Source organism: Sulfitobacter rhodophyticola (assembly GCF_041281685.2).
In the GTDB taxonomy this organism is placed as follows: Bacteria; Pseudomonadota; Alphaproteobacteria; order Rhodobacterales; family Rhodobacteraceae; genus Sulfitobacter.
Genome location: NZ_CP166251.2, coordinates 3,352,343 through 3,375,245, shown reverse-complemented (window position 1 = coordinate 3,375,245; position 22,903 = coordinate 3,352,343). Strand labels below are relative to the sequence as shown.

Annotated in this window: 23 protein-coding genes; 11 read left to right on the top strand and 12 right to left on the bottom strand. The window is 62.3% G+C overall.

The window, feature by feature from the left end; all coding sequences use genetic code 11:
- Positions 1–18 precede the first annotated feature (18 nt).
- Positions 19–1,068, top strand: a complete 1,050-nt coding sequence (locus tag AB4X18_RS17610; RefSeq protein ID WP_432816844.1) for an ornithine cyclodeaminase — start codon at positions 19–21, stop codon at positions 1,066–1,068.
- A 233-nt stretch (positions 1,069–1,301) separates the two neighbouring features.
- Here AB4X18_RS17610 and AB4X18_RS17605 read toward each other — a convergent pair whose 3' ends face one another.
- Positions 1,302–2,459: an FAD-dependent monooxygenase gene (locus AB4X18_RS17605; RefSeq protein ID WP_370401311.1), complete on the bottom strand. Its 1,158-nt coding sequence runs from the start codon at positions 2,457–2,459 to the stop codon at positions 1,302–1,304.
- A gap of 79 nt (positions 2,460–2,538) precedes the next feature.
- Positions 2,539–2,994 carry an RNA polymerase-binding protein DksA gene (dksA, locus tag AB4X18_RS17600; protein WP_432816843.1) on the bottom strand — a complete coding sequence of 152 codons (456 nt, stop codon included), beginning with the start codon at positions 2,992–2,994 and terminating at the stop codon, positions 2,539–2,541.
- Between the two features lie 134 nt (positions 2,995–3,128).
- Between dksA and AB4X18_RS17595 the strand changes: the two genes are divergently transcribed.
- From AB4X18_RS17595 to AB4X18_RS17580, 4 genes are all read left to right on the top strand, one after another.
- Positions 3,129–3,968: an AAA family ATPase gene (locus tag AB4X18_RS17595; RefSeq protein WP_370401310.1), complete on the top strand. Its 840-nt coding sequence runs from the start codon at positions 3,129–3,131 to the stop codon at positions 3,966–3,968.
- Between the two features lie 227 nt (positions 3,969–4,195).
- Entirely contained in the window at positions 4,196–5,554 is a 1,359-nt protein-coding gene (locus tag AB4X18_RS17590; RefSeq protein WP_370402657.1) for a DUF2927 domain-containing protein, read from the top strand.
- A gap of 12 nt (positions 5,555–5,566) precedes the next feature.
- Positions 5,567–5,740 carry an apolipoprotein acyltransferase gene (locus tag AB4X18_RS17585; protein WP_370401309.1) on the top strand — a complete coding sequence of 58 codons (174 nt, stop codon included), beginning with the start codon at positions 5,567–5,569 and terminating at the stop codon, positions 5,738–5,740.
- A gap of 9 nt (positions 5,741–5,749) precedes the next feature.
- Positions 5,750–6,937, top strand: coding sequence for a vWA domain-containing protein (locus AB4X18_RS17580; protein WP_432816842.1), 1,188 nt, complete (start codon positions 5,750–5,752; stop codon positions 6,935–6,937).
- On the opposite strand, the gene AB4X18_RS17575 is transcribed toward AB4X18_RS17580, so the two are convergent.
- Complete coding sequence (locus AB4X18_RS17575; RefSeq protein WP_370401307.1) at positions 6,934–7,440, bottom strand: DUF421 domain-containing protein; 507 nt, start codon at positions 7,438–7,440, stop codon at positions 6,934–6,936. The two genes, AB4X18_RS17580 and AB4X18_RS17575, sit on opposite strands and share 4 nt — an antisense overlap.
- 64 nt (positions 7,441–7,504) lie before the next feature.
- On the opposite strand from AB4X18_RS17575, the gene AB4X18_RS17570 reads away from it, so the two are divergent.
- The gene (locus tag AB4X18_RS17570) at positions 7,505–8,653 is read left to right on the top strand and encodes a cytochrome P450 (protein WP_432816841.1); all 1,149 of its coding nucleotides are present in this window, start codon (positions 7,505–7,507) and stop codon (positions 8,651–8,653) included.
- An 80-nt stretch (positions 8,654–8,733) separates the two neighbouring features.
- On the top strand, positions 8,734–9,417 hold the full coding sequence (locus tag AB4X18_RS17565) for a M48 family metalloprotease (RefSeq protein WP_370401304.1): 684 nt from the start codon (positions 8,734–8,736) through the stop codon (positions 9,415–9,417).
- Between the two features lie 25 nt (positions 9,418–9,442).
- Here the strand turns inward: AB4X18_RS17565 and AB4X18_RS17560 are convergent, their stop codons facing one another.
- The 5 genes from AB4X18_RS17560 to AB4X18_RS17540 all read right to left on the bottom strand — a co-directional run bounded on the left by AB4X18_RS17560 (position 9,443) and on the right by AB4X18_RS17540 (position 15,122).
- Positions 9,443–9,997 (bottom strand): RSP_2648 family PIN domain-containing protein, encoded by a 555-nt coding sequence (locus AB4X18_RS17560; protein WP_370401303.1) that lies wholly within the window; start codon positions 9,995–9,997, stop codon positions 9,443–9,445.
- The gene (locus AB4X18_RS17555) at positions 9,994–11,217 is read right to left on the bottom strand and encodes an RSP_2647 family RNA methyltransferase (RefSeq protein ID WP_370401302.1); all 1,224 of its coding nucleotides are present in this window, start codon (positions 11,215–11,217) and stop codon (positions 9,994–9,996) included. The genes AB4X18_RS17560 and AB4X18_RS17555 overlap by 4 nt, the downstream gene beginning before the upstream one ends.
- A gap of 59 nt (positions 11,218–11,276) precedes the next feature.
- Complete coding sequence (locus tag AB4X18_RS17550) at positions 11,277–11,918, bottom strand: DUF6778 family protein (protein WP_370401301.1); 642 nt, start codon at positions 11,916–11,918, stop codon at positions 11,277–11,279.
- A 133-nt stretch (positions 11,919–12,051) separates the two neighbouring features.
- The gene (locus tag AB4X18_RS17545; protein ID WP_370401300.1) at positions 12,052–12,324 is read right to left on the bottom strand and encodes a hypothetical protein; all 273 of its coding nucleotides are present in this window, start codon (positions 12,322–12,324) and stop codon (positions 12,052–12,054) included.
- The gene (locus AB4X18_RS17540) at positions 12,321–15,122 is read right to left on the bottom strand and encodes a glutamine-synthetase adenylyltransferase (protein WP_432816840.1); all 2,802 of its coding nucleotides are present in this window, start codon (positions 15,120–15,122) and stop codon (positions 12,321–12,323) included. The genes AB4X18_RS17545 and AB4X18_RS17540 overlap by 4 nt, the downstream gene beginning before the upstream one ends.
- Positions 15,123–15,150: 28 nt before the next feature.
- On the opposite strand from AB4X18_RS17540, the gene AB4X18_RS17535 reads away from it, so the two are divergent.
- The 4 genes from AB4X18_RS17535 (at position 15,151) to AB4X18_RS17520 (ending at position 17,605) form a co-directional block, all read left to right on the top strand.
- Positions 15,151–15,633, top strand: a complete 483-nt coding sequence (locus AB4X18_RS17535) for a YbaK/EbsC family protein (RefSeq protein WP_370401299.1) — start codon at positions 15,151–15,153, stop codon at positions 15,631–15,633.
- Positions 15,634–15,763: 130 nt separating this feature from the next.
- Positions 15,764–16,174, top strand: coding sequence for a DUF2852 domain-containing protein (locus AB4X18_RS17530; protein WP_370401298.1), 411 nt, complete (start codon positions 15,764–15,766; stop codon positions 16,172–16,174).
- A 77-nt stretch (positions 16,175–16,251) separates the two neighbouring features.
- Positions 16,252–16,689, top strand: a complete 438-nt coding sequence (locus AB4X18_RS17525; RefSeq protein ID WP_370401297.1) for an RDD family protein — start codon at positions 16,252–16,254, stop codon at positions 16,687–16,689.
- A 94-nt stretch (positions 16,690–16,783) separates the two neighbouring features.
- Positions 16,784–17,605 carry an arginyltransferase gene (locus AB4X18_RS17520; protein WP_370401296.1) on the top strand — a complete coding sequence of 274 codons (822 nt, stop codon included), beginning with the start codon at positions 16,784–16,786 and terminating at the stop codon, positions 17,603–17,605.
- 41 nt (positions 17,606–17,646) lie between these two features.
- On the opposite strand, the gene AB4X18_RS17515 is transcribed toward AB4X18_RS17520, so the two are convergent.
- The 4 genes from AB4X18_RS17515 to AB4X18_RS17500 form a co-directional block, all read right to left on the bottom strand.
- Positions 17,647–18,111, bottom strand: a complete 465-nt coding sequence (locus AB4X18_RS17515) for a DUF6404 family protein (RefSeq protein WP_370401295.1) — start codon at positions 18,109–18,111, stop codon at positions 17,647–17,649.
- Positions 18,112–18,277: 166 nt separating this feature from the next.
- Positions 18,278–20,632 (bottom strand): TRAP transporter large permease, encoded by a 2,355-nt coding sequence (locus AB4X18_RS17510; protein WP_370401294.1) that lies wholly within the window; start codon positions 20,630–20,632, stop codon positions 18,278–18,280.
- Positions 20,632–21,600 carry a TRAP transporter small permease subunit gene (locus AB4X18_RS17505; protein WP_370401293.1) on the bottom strand — a complete coding sequence of 323 codons (969 nt, stop codon included), beginning with the start codon at positions 21,598–21,600 and terminating at the stop codon, positions 20,632–20,634. Before AB4X18_RS17505 ends, AB4X18_RS17510 begins: the two co-directional genes overlap by 1 nt.
- Before the next feature lie 127 nt (positions 21,601–21,727).
- Complete coding sequence (locus AB4X18_RS17500) at positions 21,728–22,816, bottom strand: TRAP transporter substrate-binding protein (RefSeq protein WP_370401292.1); 1,089 nt, start codon at positions 22,814–22,816, stop codon at positions 21,728–21,730.
- Positions 22,817–22,903 lie beyond the last annotated feature (87 nt).

Below are 22,903 nucleotides of genomic sequence, written 5' to 3'. Positions count from 1 at the left end.
TCAACCGGAGCCTTTTCGATGTCCCTGACACCTTCTGACAAAGCCCTCGTGCCCTTCGTCTCCGTGGATCACATGATGCAACTGGTGCACCATGTCGGCCTGCCTGAAATGCTGCGCGGCATCGCCGACGCCATTGAGGAAGACTTTCGCCGCTGGCCGCTTTTCGACAAGACCCCCCGCGTGGCAAGCCATTCAGAACAGGGCGTGATCGAACTGATGCCCACCTCCGACGGCGACGTCTATGGGTTCAAATACGTCAACGGCCACCCGTCCAACACCCGTGAAGGGCTGCAGACGGTCACTGCCTTCGGTCTGCTGGCAGATGTGGCCAACGGATACCCGGTGCTGCTGTCGGAAATGACGCTGCTGACCGCCTTGCGCACCGCCGCGACATCGGCGCTGGTCGCGCGGGTCCTTGCGCCGAAGAACAGCCGCGTGATGGCGATGATCGGCGCCGGCGCGCAATCCGAATTCCAAAGCATCGCCATGCAAGCCATCGTCGGCATCGAGGAAGTGCGCCTTTACGACATCGACCCCGCCGCCACCGCCAAATGCGCCGCCAACCTGGAAAACACCGGCCTGCGGGTGGTGCGCTGCGACAGCGCCGAGGATGCGATCATGGGCGCGCAGATCATCACCACCTGTACGGCGGACAAGCAATACGCGACGATCCTGACCGACAACATGATCGGCTCCGGCGTGCACATCAACGCCATCGGCGGCGACTGCCCCGGTAAAACGGAACTGGCCCCCGCGATCCTGCACCGCGCCGATATCTTCGTGGAATTCCCCGAACAGACCCGGATTGAGGGCGAAATCCAGCAACTGGACGATGACCACCCGGTCACGGAATTCTGGGAAGTGCTGACCGGTGCGGCACCGGGCCGCCGTGACGCGCAACAGATCACGCTGTTCGACAGCGTCGGCTTCGCGATCGAGGATTTCTCGGCGCTGCGCTTCGTGCGCGAAAAGATCAAGGGCACGGCATTCTTCCACCCGCTCGACCTGCTCGCCGATCCCGATGACCCGCGCGACCTTTACGGTATGCTCCAACGCGCCAAGCCCTGACATCTCTGGGCTGGAGCCGCCGTCGCTTGAGCACAGGCAGGGCGTGACGACGACCGATTGCCAAGAAAAATCGCCGAGGGACCCGCACTTTGCGGGAGACGGCTATTTTACTTGGGAAGCGGGCGGCGTTGCGCGATGACAGGGATCAATCGACGGTGGTTCCAGCCACTCTGGGATGGTGAGCCTGAAGCGCCAAAACAAATAATCGAATGCGGCGCAGCCGCTCCTTCGGATCACGCCTTCGTCACATCCACCCCGTAAAGCCAATCAAACGCACCGATCATCCTGCCCGGTGCAACTGTACTCACCAGCTTCAATCCCAGATGGGCCGCCGACCGCATCGGGCCAGGCCGCAGATGGTACCGCCGGGCGTTCTTTTCCGCCGCCGCGATCACGCGCACGGCCCGCGCCCTGCGGCGCGATTGGTACCGCGCCAGATCATCGCCCTGCGCCAGCGTATCCGCCAGCACCCAGGCATCCTCCATCGCCATGTTGGCCCCCTGCGCCAGAAACGGCAGCGTCGGGTGCGCTGCATCCCCCACCAGTGCCACGCCTTCGCGGTGCCAATTGCGCGCCACGGGATGCAGATGCAGCCCCCAGACCGTCACGTCGCGCACCGCCCCCAGCATCTTTGCCGCCATCCCGCCCATGCTGGCAAACGCCTGAACAAGCTCCGCCGGATCCCCGGCATGGTTCCACCCCTCCGCGGCCCAATCCTGCCGTTCTTCCACCGCCACCAGATTGACCAACCGCCCGCCGCGCAGGGGATAGCTGACCAGATGACAACCCGGCCCCATGTGGACATGCGCCTCACCCGGATGGCCAAAGTCGTTGGGCACGACTGCCCGCCACGCCACCTGCCCCGAAAACCGCGCCTTGTCCGCGCCGTTCAGCACCGGGCGCGCGACAGAATGGATGCCGTCGGCAGCCACCACCACCTCGGCCCGGCGGGTGCTGCCGTCGCTCATCTGGACCTGCGGCAAGGGACCGGGACGGATGCTGGCGACCTGTGCGCCCAATTCGACGCTGACATTCGCCCGCTTCGCTGCACCGGCCAGCACATCGACCAGATCAGCACGGTGCATGAAATAATAGGGCTGGTCCCGCCGCAGCCGCGCCAGATCAAGGCGCGCCACCTGCGCGCCATCACGACCATCGCGCAGCACCACCGCCTGCCCGCGTACCGCACCGCGTTGTTGCAGCGCCGTCTCCACACCCAGCGCCCGCAGCACCGTCAGCCCGTTCGGGCTGACCTGTAATCCGGCGCCCACCTCGGCAATCTCCGGGGATTGCTCCAACAGGGTGACGGCAACGCCGCGTTGGCCCAGTGCGGCGGCAGCGGCCAGACCGCCGATCCCCCCACCGATCACAATCGCATTCGAAATCAACACCTTCCCCCCAAGAAAAACGCCGGAGCCGGAACAGCGATCCCGAACCCCGGCGTCAAGCCGTTCAACCTGTCACAGCGCATCAGTCGTCGCGATGCACTTTCTCGCGCCGTTCATGCTTTTCCTGTGCCTCAAGGCTCATGGTGGCAATGGGACGTGCGTCCAGCCGCTTGAGCGAAATCGGTTCCCCGGTGACCGAACAATAGCCGAACTCGCCTTCGTCGATCCGGCGGATGGCGGCATCGATCTTGCCGACCAGCTTGCGGGCGCGGTCACGGGTGCGCAACTCCAGCGCGCGATCGGTTTCTTCGGAGGCGCGGTCATTCACATCCGGAATGTTGCGGGTGCCGTCCTGCAGCGTCTCGATGGTATCGCGGCTGCCGGCCAGCAGCTCCGCCTTCCAGGTCAGCAGCTTGCGGCGAAAATACGCAAGCTGCATGTCGTTCATAAACGGTTCGTCCTCAGCCGGCGAATAATCGTCCGGCAAGAATACTTCTTGCTTCATGTCTTGTCCCTTAACAGTCTTCAACTCTGTCATCGCAGACCTCTACTCCCCGAGATCACCTATTGCCGCTGCTCTACCCTAGCGTCATCGTTTTGTCACTACACAATCCCTTCGATTTTTGGTTAAAGCCCCTGAGCACCGCGCGCAGGACAGAGGATTGAAAGAACATGAAATTTCAAGGCACCAAAGATTACGTCGCGACAGATGATCTGACCATCGCGGTCAATGCCGCCGTCACCCTTGAACGGCCCCTACTCGTTAAAGGCGAACCCGGTACCGGCAAGACCGAACTGGCGCGACAGGTGTCCTCCGCGCTGGGGCTGCCGATGATCGAATGGAACATCAAATCCACCACCCGCGCGCAGCAGGGCTTGTATGAATATGATGCCGTCTCCCGCCTGCGTGACAGCCAATTGGGCGAGGAACGTGTCCACAACGTTGCCAACTACATTCGCAAGGGTAAACTTTGGCAGGCATTCGAAGCGGATGAAAAGGTCGTCCTGCTGATTGATGAGATCGACAAGGCCGATATCGAATTTCCCAACGACCTGCTTCAGGAACTCGATAAGATGGAATTCTTCGTCTACGAGACCGGAGAGACGATCAAGGCCCGTCAGCGCCCCATCGTCATCATCACCTCCAACAACGAAAAGGAACTGCCCGACGCCTTTCTGCGCCGCTGTTTCTTCCACTACATCCGCTTTCCGGAGATGGAGACGCTCAAGCAGATCGTCGAAGTCCACCACCCCGGCATCAAGGAGGCGCTGCTGACCACCGCGCTGACCCAGTTCTACGAGATCCGCGATCAGCAGGGTCTGAAGAAGAAACCGTCGACCTCGGAAGTGCTGGACTGGCTGAAACTGCTGCTGGCCGAGGACATGGACGCCGCCGATCTGAAAAAGGACGGTACATCGGCCCTGCCCAAGCTGCACGGCGCGCTTTTGAAGAACGAACAGGACGTGCATCTGTTCGAGCGTCTGGCCTTCATGGCGCGCGGCCAGCGATAAGCCCCCTGTGACCAATTGGCCGCGCTTCTGGCGCGGTTGATCCTGCCATCTGTCCCTTGTCCCGGAATTGACGTTTACTGAAGCGGTCAGCGGGTCAACCCGCGACAGTACGCTCACATAAAGGGCATCGAGGCAGTGATCAGCAAACACACAGGCGCGCAGGTTCTGCGCGTGACATACGGCAATCTGAGGCTTTTTGTGACCATCCGCGGATCGTGGCTGGCACGATGAAGGCGCGCCATGTTCTGGCGGTCGTGATGCTGCTGGGCGCGTGTGTGCCTGCCAGCGCCCCCGACGTTGCGACCCGCGCCCGCATCGCCGACACCAGCCTGCCGCCCATGAAACGCTTTGCCGACAGCCGGGCGACTGCGCCGGTGCGTGCCAATGCCGATCTGGCCCGCGACTTTCTGGCGCTGACCTTTCGCATGGAAAGCGGGCGCAAGCTGCCCGTGCTGACCCGGTTCGATGGCCCCATTCGCGTAGCGGTCACGGGCAAGCCGCCGGCGACACTTGCCGCTGATCTGACCAGCCTTACCGCGCGCCTGCGTCGCGAAGCGGGCCTGGACATCCGCACCACACGACAGGGCGACGCCCAGATCACCATCGAAGCCGTCAGCCGCCGCGAAATTCAGCGTATGCTGCCGCAGGCGGCCTGTTTCGTGGCCCCCAACGTCAGCAGCCTTGCCGAATACCGCACCGCGCGACGCCAGCCGAAAACCGACTGGACCCGCCTGCGCGAGCGTCGCCAACTGGCAATCTTCCTGCCCCATGACGCCAGCCCGCAAGAAGTGCGCGACTGCCTGCATGAAGAACTGGCACAAGCGATTGGCCCGCTCAATGATCTCTATCGCCTGCCCGACAGCGTCTTCAACGATGACAACGTGCACACCGTCCTGACCGGTTTCGACATGTTGATCCTGCGGATCACCTATGACCCCGCGCTCCATCAGGGCATGACCGAACAGCAGACCGCCGCCGCCCTGCCCGAAATCCTTGCACGCCTCAACCCGCTGGGCGAAGGCCGCGCGCAGCGGGCCGCACCCGCAACGCCGCGCCAGTGGAGCAATGCCATCGAAACCGCACTGGGCCGCGCCACCAGTTATTCCCAGCGCCACCGCGCCGCCGAAGACGGCCTGCGCATCGCAGCGCGCGAAGGCTGGCGCGATCACCGACGCGGCTTTGCCCATTATACCATGGGCCGGGTGTTGCAGATCAAGGATCCGACCGCTGCGCAACGGCACTACACGCTCGCCAACCGCTATTATGACGCCAATCCCGGCACCGAACTGCACCGCGCCTACACCGCCACGCAGATGGCGGCCTATGCGCTGTCACGCGGCGACGGGGCCGAAGCGCTTCGCCTGACTGGCCCACATTTGCGCACCGCCGAACAAGCCGAAAACGCCGCGCTGCTGGCCACTCTGCTGCTGATCCGGTCCGAAGCACTGGCACTGGAAGGCCGCGTCATTGAAGCGCGCCGCGTCAGGCTGGACAGCATCGGCTGGGCGCGATACGGCTTCGGCCCAGACTGGGCGGTGCGGGCCAAGCTGCGCGAAATCTCGGCCCTCAGCCCGCGCAACGGATAAGCGAAAGAACCTATGATCGTGATCGTTATGGGCCTCATCGGGGCCATCATCGGTGGGCAGACCGCCCGCCGCAGACAGGGCAACCGCAAGGACATCGCACAATATGCCGCGGGTTTCGGCATCGCCTTCATGCTGGCCGGGCTGATCATCACCGTGCTGGTGGACCGCCTGTTCCTGGCCGGATAAACTCAGCCCATGTTCCTGCCTTTCTTCGACCAACTCCGCCGCCACAAGGTTCCCGTCTCCATGCGGGAATTCCTGGCATTTCTCGACGGCATGTCCGCAGGCCTCGCCACCTACGACGTGGAGGCGTTCTATTACCTCGCCCGTGTCGCGATGGTGAAAGACGAACGCAACATAGACAAGTTCGATCAGGCCTTCGCGGCAGCCTTCAAGGGTCTCGAAAACATCAGCTTTGAAGAAGTCATGGAAGCCGTCGACATTCCGCACGAATGGCTTGAGAAGATGGCCGAAAAACACCTGAGCGAGGAAGAAAAGGCCGAGATCGAAGCATTAGGAGGCTTCGACAAGCTGATGGAAACGCTCAAGAAACGGCTTGAGGAACAAAAGGGTCGCCATCAAGGCGGCAACAAGTGGATGGGCACGGCCGGCACTTCGCCTTTCGGCGCCTACGGCTACAACCCCGAAGGCGTGCGCGTCGGCCAAAAGGAAAGCCGCCACCAGCGCGCCGTGAAAGTCTGGGACAAGCGCGAATTCAAGAACCTCGACGATTCCGTCGAACTCGGGACCCGCAACATCAAGGTCGCCTTGAAGCGCCTGCGCCGCTGGGCACGCGATGGCGCGGAGGAGGAGCTGGATTTGAACGGCACCATTCGCGCCACAGCCGAGCACGGCTATCTCGACGTCAAAACCCGGCCCGAGCGGCGCAATGCAGTCAAGGTGCTGCTGTTTCTCGACGTGGGCGGCTCCATGGACCCGCATGTGAAGGTGGTGGAGGAGCTTTTCAGCGCCGCCAACGCTGAATTCAAGCACCTCGAATACTACTATTTCCACAACTGCCTCTACGAAGGCGTCTGGAAGGACAACCGCCGCCGTTGGGACGCACAAATCCCCACGCACGAAGTCCTCAACACCTACGGCCCTGATTACAAATGTATTTTCGTCGGTGACGCCTCCATGTCTCCCTATGAGGTCGCCTATCCCGGTGGTGCGAACGAACACTGGAACGCAGAAGCCGGATCGGTCTGGCTGAGCCGCGCGCGCGATCAGTGGAAATCGAACCTGTGGATCAACCCGGTGCCGGAGAAATACTGGTCCTACACCCAGTCCATCACCATGATCCAGCAGATCTTCGGCGAGGGTGCCATGGTCCCGATGACGCTGGAGGGCCTGTCCCGCGGGATCAAGGAACTGACGCGCTAGGTGGTCCGCTGCACGCCCTCCAACAGGGGGCCGTCAACTTCATCATCGCCGTGCAGCACCGACACATCGCCAGTTTGCTCGAAAACCACCGCGCGCACCGCATCCAGTTGCAAGACATTGGCCTCGCGCAGTTTTGCCATCAGGTCACTGCGGGTCATCTTGGCGGCACGCAAGTTGTCGTCGAAAATCTCGCGGCCTTCCATGATCAGCAGCGGCGCGTTGTCCATCACCGCCGCGGCCTGCTCCGATCCGACCCGCAGCCGCGACAGGACCAGTTGCACGACAAACAGCGCACCAAGGGACGCGATCCCGACCAGCGCGCCGGTGCTCTTGGTCACCACGACCGACGCCAATACCGACCCCATCGCAACCGTGATTGCAAAATCATAGCCCGACATCTTGGAAAACGACCGCAGACCGGCCGCACGTGTCAGCGCAATCAGCGCGGTGACCATCACGGCGGCATCGACAAAGGGCAAAACAAGGGCGGAAAGGGAAGGCATGGTATCTCCGATGCGGGGCTGAGGGGGCTAGGCGCGTGACCACCCCCCGGATATGCTAATTGTCATGTCCAACGCGCCAGTGACCCATATTGATCCCGCAAAATTCGCCGCTGACCCGTACCCCGCCCTGGCCGCGATGCGCCGCGACGCGCCGATCACCTATGTTCCCGAACTCAACGCCACGCTGATCACCCGCCGCGACGACATCCACCGGGAGGAAAAGCGCATCGATGTCTTCTCCTCCCACCAGCCCGACGGGCTTATGACGATGCTGATGGGGGAGAACATGATGCGCAAGGATGGTGCCGCACATATGGCCGAACGGCGCGCCCTTTTTCCCGCACTCAGCCCCAGAACAGTTGCGCGGCACTGGAAACCGATCTTCGCGCGCGCCGCACGCGACATCCTCCGGGAGCTTGTTCCGAAGGGACATTGCGATCTGGTGACCGACTATGCCATGCCCGTCTCGGCGGCGGCGCTGACGCAGATCACCGGCCTGACACAGATGACCTACGCCGAAATGGACCGGGTCAGCCAACACATGATCGACGGCTGCGCCAACTATATCGGTGACCGGTCGGTCGAAACACGCTGCCACGCCGCCACCGCCCTGATCGACGCCCATATCGACCGCATGGCCAGCGCCGCCGCGCCGCAAAGTGCGCTGGCGGTGCAACAGGCGGCGGGCCTGCCCATGGACAGCATCCGCGCCAACATCAAACTGGTGATCTCGGGCGGGCAGAATGAACCGCGCGATGCCATCGCGGGCACCGCTTGGGCGCTGCTGACCCACCCCGATCAACGGGCGCGCATCCAGCGCGGCGACAACACCTGGGCCGATGCCTTTGCCGAATACGTGCGCTGGATCAGTCCCATTGGCATGTCGCCCCGGATCGTCGCGCGCAAGGACGTGGTGCAGGGCGTGACATTTGCCCCCGGCGACCGCGTGTTTCTGATGTTTTCCTCCGCCGGGCGGGACGCGGCGCATTTCGACGCACCCGACAGCTTTGACATCACCCGCGACACCGGTCCCGCCATCCCCTTCGGTGCAGGTCCGCATTTCTGCGCCGGTGCCGCCGCTTCGCGCTGCCTGATCACCGATATCGCCCTGCCGATGCTGTTCGACGCCCTGCCCGGCCTGCATCTGACCGGTGACGCGCCGTTTCACGGCTGGGCCTTTCGCGGTCCCACCGCCGTACCGGTCGCGTGGTAGCCGCCCAGGCCCCCTTCATCCTTTTACAAATACCTCGCACCAACCGTTGCCCCCGCGCCCATCGCCCCCATATTCAGTGCATGATCCGCGTCCTTCCCATTCTGCTTGCCGTTGCCTACGGCATCATCATGTATCGTTTTTCCGCCTGGCGGACGGCGAAGGAACTTGATGCGCGCTCCACCCTGCTGGCGGACCCGGTGCTGAAGAAACTCAGCGACAAGATGGCCGCCGCGCTGGATCTGCCGCGCATCAACGTCCACATCTACGAGATCGAGCCGGTCAACGGCCTTGCCGCCCCCGACGGGCGGATCTTCATCACGCGCGGGTTCTACAAGAAATTCAAGGCGGGCGAGGTCACCGCGGAGGAACTTGCCAGCGTCATCGCGCACGAACTGGGCCACGTGGCCCTGGGCCATTCGCGCCGCCGGATGATCGATTTTTCGGGCCAGAACGCCATGCGCACTGTGCTGGCGATGGTGCTGGGCCGCTTCATCCCGTTCATTGGCGTTTGGGTGGCGAACATGCTGACGACCCTTCTGGCCGCCCGCTTGTCACGTGGCGACGAATACGAGGCGGACGCCTATGCCGCCGCGCTGCTGACCAAGGCCGGCATCGGCGTGGACCCGCAGATCAGCCTGTTCAGGAAGCTTGAAGCGCTGACCCAGACCAACAACGGCACGGCACCTGCGTGGCTTTTGAGCCATCCCAAGACGGACGAACGCATCGCCGCCCTGCGCAAACTGGAAGGGCGCTGGCAATCCTGACGTATCAAGGGGTTGGGCGGGGTCGTTAATGCAAGTCCAGCGCCTTGCCCAACCGCGGCAAACGCGCTTTCCTGAACAGGCTTCGATGCTGCCAATCCTTGCCTGACATTTTGCGCGCGGTCTCCAGAACCTCGTCTGCCACGTCGCGGATAACCGGTTCCTGTGCAGGCCAAAGCTGCATCAGGAAGGTGTCCGGGTCGATGCGGTCCAATTCTTCTTCAGCCAATATCCCGCGCGGAAAATCCTTCGCGTTCATTGTCATGATCAGGTCAGCACCGGTATCCACCGCCACCGCCAGCACGTGAATGTCGTTTTCATCCGGCAGCCAAAGCCGCGCCGCCACACCCGGCGCGGCGGGGCGTTCAGCCGCAGGCCAATCCCGGCGCAGCAAAGCGATTTCTGCACGCGCCTGCGCTTCGCCTTCGGGGCCAAGCTTTATTGCGGCACGCGCCCATTCCTCCAGCAGACGCGCGGACCATAGGGGTTCGAACAGACCTGCGCGCGCCACGCCCAGCACCACTTCGCGCATGACCGTCGGATACAAGACGCAGGCATCGATCAGGATGCGCGGACCGCTCACAGCCGGAAGAAAAGCGACTTCAGATAGCCGCTTTCGGCAAGCTGTGGCAGTTGCGGATGATCCGGTCCGGCAAAGCCGGTATGCAGCAGCGTCGCGCGCCTGCCTGCCCGACCGATGCCCCGCACGCACGCGCCCCGGAACTGCGTCAGATCAACCGCATGGGAACACGAACACAGCGCCAGCGTGCCGTTTTCAGCCACCAGTGGAGCCGCCAGCCGCGCCACCCGCTCATACGCGCGCAGGCCCGCATCCGCAGCATTGCGCGACGGCGCAAAGGCAGGTGGATCACAGATCACCAGATCAAACTGCGCCCCTTCGGTCTGCAGCGCGGCCAGCACGTCGAAAGCGTCCCCCTGACGTGTCTCGAACCGGTCGGCCATGCCCATTGCCGTGGCACCCCCTGCCGCCAGTGCCAGCGCGGGCGCTGACCCATCCACGGCAAGCGCGTGTTCCGCACCCGCCGCGAGGGCCGCCAGTGAAAATCCCCCCACATGGGAAAAAATGTCCAGCACCCGTGACTTACGCGCGAAACGTGATGCGAATTCATGGTTCGGGCGCTGGTCAAAGAACAGTCCGGTTTTCTGCCCGCCCGTCAGATCCGCCAGATAGATCGCGCCATTCATCGGCACCTGCACGGGGCCGTCCGGCGCGCTGCCCGCCAGTATCCTGTTCTGATCGTCCAGCCCTTCCAACGACCGCGCCCGCCCCGTTGCGTTCTTGAGGATATTCGGCACCCCCGTCACAACCTGCAGCGCCGCGCAAAGGGGGTCGATCAGCGCATCGGCCCAGGCGGCATTGGGCTGTACCACACAGGCATCGCCAAAACGGTCGATCACCACACCGGGCAGGCCATCGGCCTCCGCATGGATCAGCCGATAGAAAGGCGTGTCATAGACCTGCGTGCGCAGCCCATGCGCGCGGGAGATATGGCCTTCGAACCAGTCCTGATCGATCCGCGCGCCCGGATCACGGTCCAGCACCCGCGCGATGATCTTTGACGCAGGATTAAGCGCCACCAGCCCCAGCGGCTGGCGCGCGGTATCTTCCAGCCGCGCGATGGTGCCCGCGTCCAGCTTGCGGGTGCGGCGGTCGGTGACCAGTTCATTGGCATAGACCCAGGGAAACCCGTGACGGATCGCCTTGGCGTTTGCCTTGGGCATCAGCCGTACAACGGGCAGATCATCGGATGGATCGGGGGATGCGGAAAGGGGCGCTGTCATAGCGCCCCCTCTAGCCCTTTCGCCGGATCAGCGAAAGGGATGATATTACGTCGGTCCGATCAGATCGGGCGCTTGCGCAGTTCTTCATCGATGGTCAGCGCCAGATAGCTGGTCACGCGGACCTTCTGGGTTTGGCCCTGACGATCCGCGGCTATCGCCTCGGACCCGCCCAAGGCAGGCAAATCAGCCGCCACTTCGCGCGTTGGCATCAACACCGCACCCGTTTCGGCGTCATAGACTGTCAGGAAGAACTCCATGTTGTGCACCCCACCCACCGATGCGCGTGTGCGGTCGGTGACGGAATGGAAGCGCTTGACCTGCACATCGATGATTACAGGTGTCTCACCCTGCAGTGTGCTGGTGCCGCGGGCAAAGGCATCTTCAAAGATGGCCTTGATCTGGGCGCGGCGGTCCCCCAGCACGTCGCCCCGCCAGACGATATCGGCGCGCGGGTAATACCCGTTTGATTCCGACACCGTCAGGGTCTCGGGCACGCGCACCACGATGGACGCCACGTTGATCGATTGCGGCATCACGGCACGCGCTGCGGCGGCGGGCTGGCCAAGGCCGTCCTGCTGGAAATTCAAGGGTGGTTGTGCTGCATCATTGGGTGCTGCACGGCTTGGAATGCCAGGTGCTGTGCCACAGGCGGCGACAAGCGCGCCAAGGCCAATGGCGGTAATCAGGCGAAGTGTTTTCATTTCGGGTCTCCCACATGCCGGACGGAGTCCGGGCTTTTGTTGCGGGAGTTATCCACAAAGAATGCGGCAGCATTACGCCAAATTTCGCGTAAAAACGCATCAATTCAGCGATGACGGAGGCTTTCGATGCGGATCAGTTGCGCGGACGGCCGCGCCATCCGCCGCGTCGGCGCGGGGCTTCCATGGTCGACAGCCCCTCGATCAGGACCTGTGTCATCGGGTGATCGGGGTGCGGGCTGCGGTATTGATCCAGCAAGGTGCGGATGGTCGCGCCGGTGTCGTTCTCCAAAGGCAGGCTCAGCGCCCAGTCCAGAAAGATCGTGCGGCATTCGGCCTTCGTGATGTCCTCGATCCGGTAGGCTTCAAGGATCAACCCCTTGGGGTCGCGTTCATCACCTTTGATCATGGTGTCGTTCCCGTCTGCGGCAGTGCGGCGTCAATGATCGTCGCGGCCTTGGCGTAGTGCTGTTCCATCTGCGTCTCAAGCGCCGCGATGGTGTCGCAATCCAGCGCCTGCGCAAGAAAACCTGCCCCGGCCTGTCCAAGACTGTCCGCCTTTGGCGGGTCAGCGGACAACAGCCGCCCCGCACATTGCAACGCCCAGCAGCGGCGATACGCAGCGCACAGATGATCGGCGTCCGCAGTGCTCAAAAGGTCCACCTCCGCACCCGCGCGCAACCCCGCCTCGATCTCATGCGCCGCGCTGCCGATCAGCAAGGCCCCGGTCTGCGCCATCAGTTCGATATCCTGCAAACGGCCCGGTCCGATCTTGGCGTCCAGCAAGCCTGCGGGCTGTTTCGCGGCGGCAATTCGGCTGCGCATCTCCGCCACATCGGCCAACACCCGCGCCCGGTCCTGCGGCAGGGCCAGCACCTGCGCGCAAAGGTCTGTCACATCGCGGGCCAACGCGGCGGGGCCGGCGACCGCATGCGCGCGCGTCAGCGCCAGATGTTCCCAGGTCCAGGCCTTTTGCGTCTGGTATTCCTCGAAACTGCTCAGGGCCGTGGCCACCGGTCCCTGATTGCCTGATGGCCGCAACCGCATGTCGATCTCATACAGCTTGCCCTGCGCCATCGGCGCGGTCATGGCTGTGATCATGGCTTGCGTCAGACGCGCGTAATAGGACCGTGTCGCAAGGGGGCGCTTGCCGTCAGACATCTCCGCGCCCGCCGGATCGTAGATCACCAGCATGTCCAGATCGGACGTGGCCGTCAGCCGCCCTGCCCCCAACGATCCCATCCCCAGTATCACCGCCCCCCGCCCGGGCGGCGGCCCGTGGCGCACGGCGAATTGGTCTACCACCACCGGCCAAAGCGCGGCCAGCACCGCGCGCGCCAGATCGGCGTACTGCCGCCCCGCGACTTCAGCAGTCGTCAGCCCGCGCAACAGGTGCACCCCGATGCGAAAATGCCATTCCCGCGCCCAGCGACGGGTTTCATCCAGCCGCACCTCGTAATCCGGCGCCGTGGCCAGATGTGCCGTCAGCAGTGCCGTCAACGCCGCCTCTCCCGGCCAGTCGGAAAAGAAATCCCCACCGATCACCGCATCAAAGACACCCGCGTTCCGCGACAGATGCGCGGCCAGCGCGGGCGATGTGTTCACGCTGTCGATCAACAAATCGGCAAGCTGCGGATTGGCCTTGAGCAATGAAAAAAGCTGCACCCCGGCAGGCAGCCCGGCCAGAAAGCCATCAAAGGCCAGCAGCGCCTCGTCGGGTTTGGCCGCCTGCGCCAGACGCGCCAGCAGGTCGGGTTTCAGTTCTTCGAACAACGCAGCCCCCCGCGCACTGCGCAACGCCGGATAGCTGAGCCATCGGTCCAGCACGCTATCGTCGAAACGGTGGGCCACCGCTTCGGGCTGCGGGGGCCGTTCCGGACGGGACGCGGCAAAGAACCCTTCCGTCAGACCATGCACTTCGCTCAGCCGGGCATGCAGGTCCGCCTTGAGGTCGGCAATGTCGCGGTCCATGAAGGCGGCAAGGCGCGCAAACCCGTCCTCGCTTGACGGCAGGTCGTGGGTCTGGGCGTCCCGCAGCATCTGCAATCGGTGTTCCACCGTGCGGTGGGCGGTGTAGTGATCCGTCAGCACGTCCGCAGCATCCTGTGGCACCCATCCCTTGTCCGACAGCACCTTGAGGCCCGCGCAGGTCCCGCGCACCCGCAGGTCAGGGTCCCGCCCGCCGGCGATCAACTGGCGGGTCTGGGTGAAGAACTCGATCTCCCGGATGCCGCCGCGCCCCAGCTTCATGTTATGCCCCGGCAAGGTAATCGGCCCGCCCAGACCCTTGTGCGCCCGGATCGCCAGCCGCATGTCGTGGGCATCCTGAATGGCCGCGAAATCAAGGTGCTTGCGCCAGACAAAGGGGCGCAGGGTCTTGAGGAAACGGTTGCCCGCTTCCATGTCACCGGCGGCCGGCCGGGCCTTGATATAGGCCGCACGTTCCCAGGTGCGTCCCAGGGATTCGTAGTACCGTTCGGCGGCTTCCATCGCCATGCACACAGGCGTGACGCCGCTGTCCGGGCGCAGGCGCAGATCGGTGCGGAACACATAGCCTTCCGCTGTCAGATCGCTCAGCGTGGCGGACATCGCACGGGTCGCGCGCACAAAGGCCGTGCGGGCATCATGGAAATCATCCCGGCCAAAGCGTGTCTCATCAAAAAGGCAGATCAAGTCAATGTCAGAGGAGTAATTCAACTCTCCCGCGCCCATCTTGCCCATGGCCAGCACCACCATGCCGCCTGCGTCTTCCAGATCGTCCAAGCCCATGCCGGGCAACTTGCCGCGCTTGATCTGGGCCGCCAGCCCCGCGCGCAACGCAGCCTGACAGGCGGCATCGGCGAAATCGGTCAGGTTCCGCGTCACCTGATCCAGTGACCATGCACCGCCCAGATCGGCCAGCGCCGTCATCAGGGCCACCCGGCGCTTGGCCTGCCGCAACGCATCGTTCAGCCCCTCTGGCCCCTGCTCCCGTGCGGCGCCTATCACCGCCGTCAGGGCCCCCTGCGGATCCTCCACCGCCCCTTCAAGCCATGCCGCTTCCTTCTGGATCAAGGTCGCGAGGTAGGGGGCGCAGGACGCCGCCCCACCGATCAGCGCCCGCAGGTCAGACGGCAATGATGCGACGTGCGCCTCCGCTTCTTCCGCGAGGGTCTTGTCAAACAATCGCGGCGCGCGGGTGATTTGTGCAGTAAGGGACGTTGTCATGCCCCAACCTTTGCGACAGTGTCGCGCCATGAGCAAGAGCCTGAAACGTGTCCGCGCCGCCCTTGAAAGCGCCGGTGTCCCCATAGATGTCCGTGAAACCGCGCTGGCGCGCACGGCAATGGACGCCGCAATTGCGCTGGGGTGTCAGGTCGATCAGATCGCCAAGTCGATCGTTCTGCAGACAACCCAGACGCAGGAAGCGGTGCTGTTCATCACGGCTGGCGGCAATCAGGTTGATCTGGACGCGGCCACTGCGCTTGCAGGAACCGGTCTTGGCAAGGCCGATGCCGCGCTGGTTCGCGCGCAGACCGGCTTTGCCATCGGCGGGGTTTCCCCTGTGGGCCACATCACCCCTTGTCAGGCGTGGTTCGACAGAACCTTGCTGGAATTCGACCGGATTTGGGCCGCCGCAGGCACGCCACACCATGTTTTCGGTCTTTCACCGACCCAGATGCTGGAAATATCCGGCGCGCAACTTGCTGATTTTAAATCGCTTTCTCAAAAAATGTAAAAAGACTTCACATTTACCCTTGCAAACCCGTGGGCAATGGCCATTTTGATTGATGTGAAAGGCATTCACATAAGACCTCTCACTTCATCACAGGCCGCGAAACAGGCCTGACCAACCGGAAGGCTTGACCATGACCACACTGACCCAAGACCAAAGCTATGCCCCGCGCGACAGCTGGTTGACCCGCACCGAGCGTTGGCTGGACGATAAAGGCAAAGGTGCCTGGATCGCCGCGATGGTCCTCGGCTTTATCTTTTTCTGGCCCGTCGGCCTCGCCCTTCTGGCCTACATGATCTGGAGCAAACGTATGTTTTCTGGCAAATCCTGCGCGCACCGCCGCACCCGTTCGATGATGTCTACCAGCAAGACCGGCAATGCCGCGTTCGATGCCTACAAGGAAGACACGCTGCGCCGCCTGGAAGAAGAGCAGAGCAACTTCGAAAGCTTCCTGACCCGCCTGCGCGAGGCCAAGGACAAAGCGGAGTTCGACCAGTTCATGGAAGAACGCGCCCGCAAGAACGACGGCCCGACCGAAGCGTAAGCCGTCCCTTACCTCCCCTTGCCTTCCGGTCCTCCGACCGGGGGGCATTACCCTTGACCAAGACCCGAGAACGCCCCATGTCCCCCCATCCCGATCCCGATCATCAACCGCAATTCTACGAAGGCATTCCGTCGAAACGGTTTGTCGCATGGCTTGTCGATTGTGTGCTGATCGCCCTGATCTGCCTGCTGATCCTCCCCTTTACCCTGTTCACAGGCATATTCTTCTTTGGCCTGCTGATGCTGGTGGTGGGCTTTGCCTACCGGGTGATCACGCTGGCCAGTGGATCGGCCACATGGGGCATGCGCCTGATGGCAATGGAAATCCGCAGCGCTCAGGACCGGCCACTTGATCTGGGCCTCGCCTTTGCGCACACGCTGGGATATTCGGTGTCGCTGGCGATGCCATTGCTTCAGGTGATTTCGGTTGTTCTGATGTGCACCTCGGCGCGCCGTCAGGGATTGACCGACATGGTGCTTGGCACGGTGCCGATGAACCGCCGCCAGCGCGGCTAGGCGAACGGCCGCGAAATCACTCGCATTTTATTAAACTCGCTATTGGCGCATGGGCTGACCAAGGCTATCATTTGGTAAACCAAAGACGGAATCCATGCGCCATAGTCTGCCACTTACGCCGCAGTTTTACGTGACTGCCCCGCAGCCCTGCCCCTATCTTGAGGGCCGGATGGAGCGGAAGCTGTTCACGGCGCTTCAGGGGGAAAACGCGGCCGAACTGAACGACAGCCTGTCTGCACAGGGGTTTCGCCGGTCCCAGAACGTGCTCTACCGCCCGTCCTGTGCCGATTGCGCGGCCTGCCTTTCCGCCCGCATCGACGTGTCCGCCTTCGCCCCCACGCGCAGCCAGAAACGCACGATCAAACGCAACGAAGGGCTGACGCGCCGCGCCACGTCGCCCTGGGCCACCGAAGATCAATACGCACTTTTCCGCAAATACCTCGACAGCCGCCATGCGGATGGCGGGATGGCGGACATGGACGTTTTCGAATTCGCCGCCATGATCGAGGAAACCCCGATCCGCAGCCGTGTCATCGAATACAACGATACCGAATCCGGCGCGCTTGTCGGCGTCTGCCTCACGGATGTGCTGGGGGATGGGGTCAGCATGGTCTATTCGTTCTACACCCCAGACCGTCCGCGGGCGAGCCTTGGAAACTACATCATCCTCGACCATGTGGAGATCGCCCGTGCGGCGGGCCTGCCTTATGTCTATCTGGGGTACTGGGTACCCGGCAGCCAGAAGATGGGCTACAAGGCCAACTTCGCCGGGCTTGAGGTTTATATGGGCGGTGCGTGGCAGAAGCTGAAAGATCCCGAGGCGTTCGAGCTGAAGCAACACCCGCTCAGCAACGATCCGATTGCCGAACAGGTGGCCAATATCTCCCTGCCTGACGTAGGGCCGCGCAGCCGCTAGCCCCCGGTCGGTTCGCGTCCGGTAGCCTCAGACGTCCTGCTTCAAAGATCGCGCCAGCGGGGCAAGCCGATCCGTTCGGCCTTGCGCTTGTAGATCGCGGCAAACGTCACGCTTAGGCCGATGTTGACCCCCAGAAACATCGCCGGACCAACATCCACCATCCGCGCCAGTGGCATCGGGACATATCCGACAAGATTGGCCAGCTTGACCGCCCCCAGGAAGATCACCGTGAACAGCGCCAAGGCGAAAATTGTCAAACCCGTCCATGACCGGTAATGCAGCGGTTTGAAGATCAGGCCAACCCGGGTAAGCCAGTAGAACGGCAGCGGATAGGCATAGTTGCCCCTGATCCCCGCCTCTTCCAGCAGGTTGAGCGCGCGCGCCAGCTTGGCGCGCCGCCGTTGCTGGCGCCCCAAGGTTACGGGCTTTTCCACTTTGGCCCTGTTTGGTGCGGCTGCCTGTGCATTCAATCGGCTCAGGCGCGCCTCTAGGCTGCTGTCGCTCATCCGGGTTCCCAGTACTTGACGTATTTTTACAAGAGGTAACGACAAATACAGGCGAAATTCTGTCAGCAATGGTGCGATACTGCGCAACCTGGAAAAACCGATGGCCGCCCCCGAGGGAGCGGCCATTTTCCGCCAACCAATCGGCGGTTTCTTACCCGTATGGTGTCTAGTTCGGGATCAGGTCCGGCACGATCGTGACGATCCCCGGGAAGGTCCACAACACCGCCAGTCCCAGCACCTGGATCAGCACGAAGGGGATGATCCCGCGATAGATATGCGCGGTTGTCACGCTGGCCGGGGCAACCCCGCGCAGATAGAACAGCGCAAAACCGAAAGGCGGCGTCAGGAACGACGTCTGCAGGTTCACCGCGATCATGATGGTCACCCACTTGGGATCGAACGATCCGCCATAGATCACCGGCCCCACAATCGGCACCACGATGTAGATGATCTCAAGGAAATCAAGCACGAAGCCCAGCACGAACAGCACCAGCATCACCAGCAGGAAGACCGTGAATTCGTTATCGAACGACTTCAGGAACTGCTGGATGTAATGCTCCCCGCCAAAGCTGATCACCACAAGGTTCAGAAGTTGCGAGCCGATCAGGATGGTGAACACCATCGAAGTGACCTTGGCCGTCTCCCGCACAACAGGTGTCAACACGCCGGATGTATAAAGGATCCAGCAAGAGAACAGCAGCCCGAACACCGCATACAGATACGCGCCATAGGCCACGAAGAAGGCGAACCAGCTTTCAAAGCTCACGCCCTCCTGGTTGATGCGCAGATCGAAATTCACGCCCACCAGAATGCAGACGATGATCGCCAGCGTGGACCAGATGATCACCTTGGGCGAACGGTCTTCGTCCTTCAGCTTGCGGTAGGCGGCCAGCATGATCGCACCACCGGCCCCCAGTGCCGCAGCGGGCGTCGGGTTGGTGATACCGCCAAGGATGGACCCCAGCACCGCCACGATCAGCATCAGCGGCGGGAAGACCACCCGGATGAGTTCGTTGGCGGCACAAAGCTTGGTCGCGTAGACCACGCCATACATCGCCAGTGCGAAAGGTATCGCCATCAGGACGCAGGTTACACCTGCGGACGTTGTGGGTCCGACCAGCAGGATATCGACCAGCACCATCAGCACCAGACCGATGCCACCGATGATCAGCGGTCGCGTGCCGGAGGATGGCGACACGCCCCGCGCCGTGGTCATGAACAGCCCCATCAGAACGATCAGGATTGCAATACCGGTCCCGATCGGCGCGGCACCACCGATCTTCGCATCGAGTCTTTCCTGAAGCGCCTCGATGCTCAGCTTTTCGGACTGCGCCAGACCGCCTGCATCGTCGATCACCTTTTGCTCTTCCACTGCCAGATCCCATGCGTCCTGCCCGTGCAGGTCAATCATGGAGGCTTTGCATTCCTCGCCGACGTTGGTCCGCAGGCTGGCCGCCTGCCCGATGTCGGAGAAGCTGGAAATCGTGGTGCTTTGGCTGCCGACGACGTTGAGGTTGCCCAGCAGGATCGTGCCCACAATCAGCAGCGCAGGCGCGCCAAGGAACCAAGTGAACGCCTCATTGCGGGTGATCGGTTCCGAATTGGTCGATCCCATCTCAACCGCGGGGGCTTTTTCAGGGTTCAGCAGCGCGTATCCAAAGGCATAAAGCGCATAGAGCAGCGCCAACATGATGCCCGGCAGCAGGGCCGCCTGAAACAACGTGCCGACGGACACCACAGCCGGTTCGCCAAGGAAGGTCAGCGCGTCTGTGCAGCCCGCTGTCTGCGCCCGTGCTTCCTGCGCGGCGGAGTAGAGATCCCCTGCCAGCGTGCCCAGCAAAACGATCACAATCGACGGCGGAATAATCTGACCCAGCGTGCCAGACGCCGCGATGACCCCGGTCGCAATCTCGGGCGAATAGCCATTGCGCAACATGGTCGGCAGGGCCAGCAGGCCCATTGTGACAACAGTTGCACCAACGATCCCGGTCGACGCGGCCAAAAAGGCCCCCACAACCACAACCGACACCGCCAGACCGCCGGGCAGTGGCCCGAACACCTTGGCCATCGTGGTCAACAGATCGTCGGCGATCTTGGAACGTTCCAGCGTAATGCCCATCAGAACGAACATCAGCACCGCCAGCAGCGTTTCAATCGACTGGCCCGCGAGCACGCGTTCGTTCATGCGATTCACGATGAAAGACACATTTCGGTCCAGCGCCACTTCCCAACCCGAAGGGAACACCGGTTCGGCAATACGGGGCAAGTCGGGATACCTGAACAACGATATCGTGTCGGCCTTGACGCCGGAGTTCACCAGATCGCGGTACGCCTGCGACCCGGTGTCAATCGCGGCATGGATCAGCAAACCCGCGCTGTCCATCGCCGCGATGATCCCGAAGCTGATGATGCCCGCACCGCCAATGGCAAAGGCCACCGGAAAGCCCGAGAGGATACCGCCAAACAGGCAGATGAATACAATGATCAGGCCGACTTCGACCCCGTCCAACCCGAAAAACATCAGTGTGTCCCCTCATAGGCTTCTTCGCCTTCGCCAAGCGTGTCCTTGTCGAGGTATTTGTCCGCAGACGCTTCGCCTTCACGCAATTCGCACCAGCTGCGATAGAAGACCGCGATGGCCTGCAAGATCACCATCACGCAGAACATGCACAACAGGACTTTGAAGATGAAATATCCGTTGAAACCGTTGGGAGAGAAGCCAATCGTCTCCACATTCCATTTCAGCAATTTGGACTTGCGCAGCAGCAGATCCAGCCGGTCAGACGCCGACGGGTTCGGGGTGACCAGATGCCGCCACATGAAGAACCAGCCGTAAAGCCATGTCACCGTCGCAAACGGGATCATGAAAAACAGCGCGCCGAACATGTCGATGATCTTCTTGGTGCGGAATTTGGCACCTGCATAGAACAGGTCGACCCGCACATGGCCGCCCTGAATGAACGTGTAGGACACGCACAGACAGACGACCATCGCATTGAAAAGCTTCAGTTCTTCGGCAAACCAGGAGATATCGAACTGCAACGGAATCCCAAACCCGACAGAAATATCGGGCCGGGTGAAGATCCGCTGCATGAAGACGATGATGATCTGCTGGATCACCATGATCAGGCCCGCCCAGGCAAACGTCCGCCCCATGAAATTGCCGAACCCTTCAAGTCCGCGCACGCATCCCCACATCACCGACCGTCTTGCCATGCCGACAGCCGTGAGGATGATCAGGACCACCGCACAAACAAAGAAGAACTCGACCGAACCACCGTAATAGATGAAGCGCATCAGCGCTTCGGGGTTCGACCAGTTCAACCAAAGCTGCGGCTGGAAAAGTGCGGCGAAAAGGTTGTAAGGGGCCTCAAGCAGGTTGCCCAGCACGAACTGGACCATGCCGCTGTCCTGGAATTTGTCGAGACAGCTGAGCTTTGCGCCCTCAGCTGCGCGGAAAAATCCCTCGCATACCACGTCATCTGCCATTGATGTCCCCCCTGTTTGTCAGCGTGTCCCGTCCGGTCCAACGCTTATGCGGCCTCTCCCGAAAGCCGTCCTTGATGTGCATCAAGGGCCGCATACTTGCGGCCCTCAACGCTATCTTTCCAAAGGCTTACGCCTTGTTGCGCACACGCTCGCGCTGTTCGACATAGAAGGCGTCGGACTTGGACAGCCATTCCGCCGAGGATGTCAGCGACTCTTCAAAGCTGGCACGTGTCCGGGCGAACAGATCGTCACCCATATTCTCGTCCATCACTTCGGAGGAAGCCTGACCGAAGGCATCCCAGACGTCATCGGAGAACTGCATGGTCTTCACGCCCTGCTGCTGCAGACGGCCGAGGGCCGCACCGTTGTTGGCCAGCGTTTCGGCCAGCTGCACGTGGGTTGTCGCCATGCACGCATACTCGATGATCTTCTGGTGCGCTGGGGCCAGGTCATTGAAGACGTCCAGATTGACCGCAGCCGCCAGACCGGAGCCCGGCTCGTGGAAGCCCGCCGTGTAGTAGACCTTCGCGACTTCCTGGAAGCCCGCGCGTTCGTCCGCGAAGGGACCGACCCACTCCAGACCGTCAAGGGCACCGGAAGACAGCGCCTGGTACAGTTCGCCACCGGGGATGTTCTGAACGGATGCGCCCAGCTTGCCCAGCACCTTGCCGCCCAGACCAGGCATGCGGAACTTGAGGCCGTTGAAGTCTGCTGCGGAGTTGATCTCGTTGCGGAACCAGCCACCGGACTGCGAACCGGAGTTACCGGCAAGGAAGGACTTGAGGTTGAAAACCTCGCCCAGTTCATTGTGCAGGTCGTGACCGCCACCGTGGTGGTACCAGTTTGTCAGCTCCTGCGCGGTGCCGCCGAAAGGCACGGCGGTGTAATAGGCATACGCCGGGTGCTGACCGATGAAATAGTAGTCAGCGGAGTGGTACATGTCCGCCTGGCCGGAAGACACCGCGTCGAACACTTCGAACGCGCCGACCAGTTCGCCGGGGGCTTTCTTGTCGATGGTCAGGGTGCCGTCAGACATCTCATCGACCATGTTGTTGAGGTATGTTGCCGCATCGTCCAGCACGGCAAAGCCGCGGGGCCAGGATGTGACCATTGTCAGTGTGCGGTGACCGGCTGCATACGCAGGGGCCGCCAGTGTGGATGCTGCAGCGGCCGTCCCGCCAAGTGCAGACGTCTTCAGAAATGAACGACGATCCATAGGTGTTATTCCTCCCTAGGAAATCCCGCGTCACCGGCTTTCAGGCGCACGGGCAGGTTTAAAGTCCGGCCACCTTAACCACAGGCC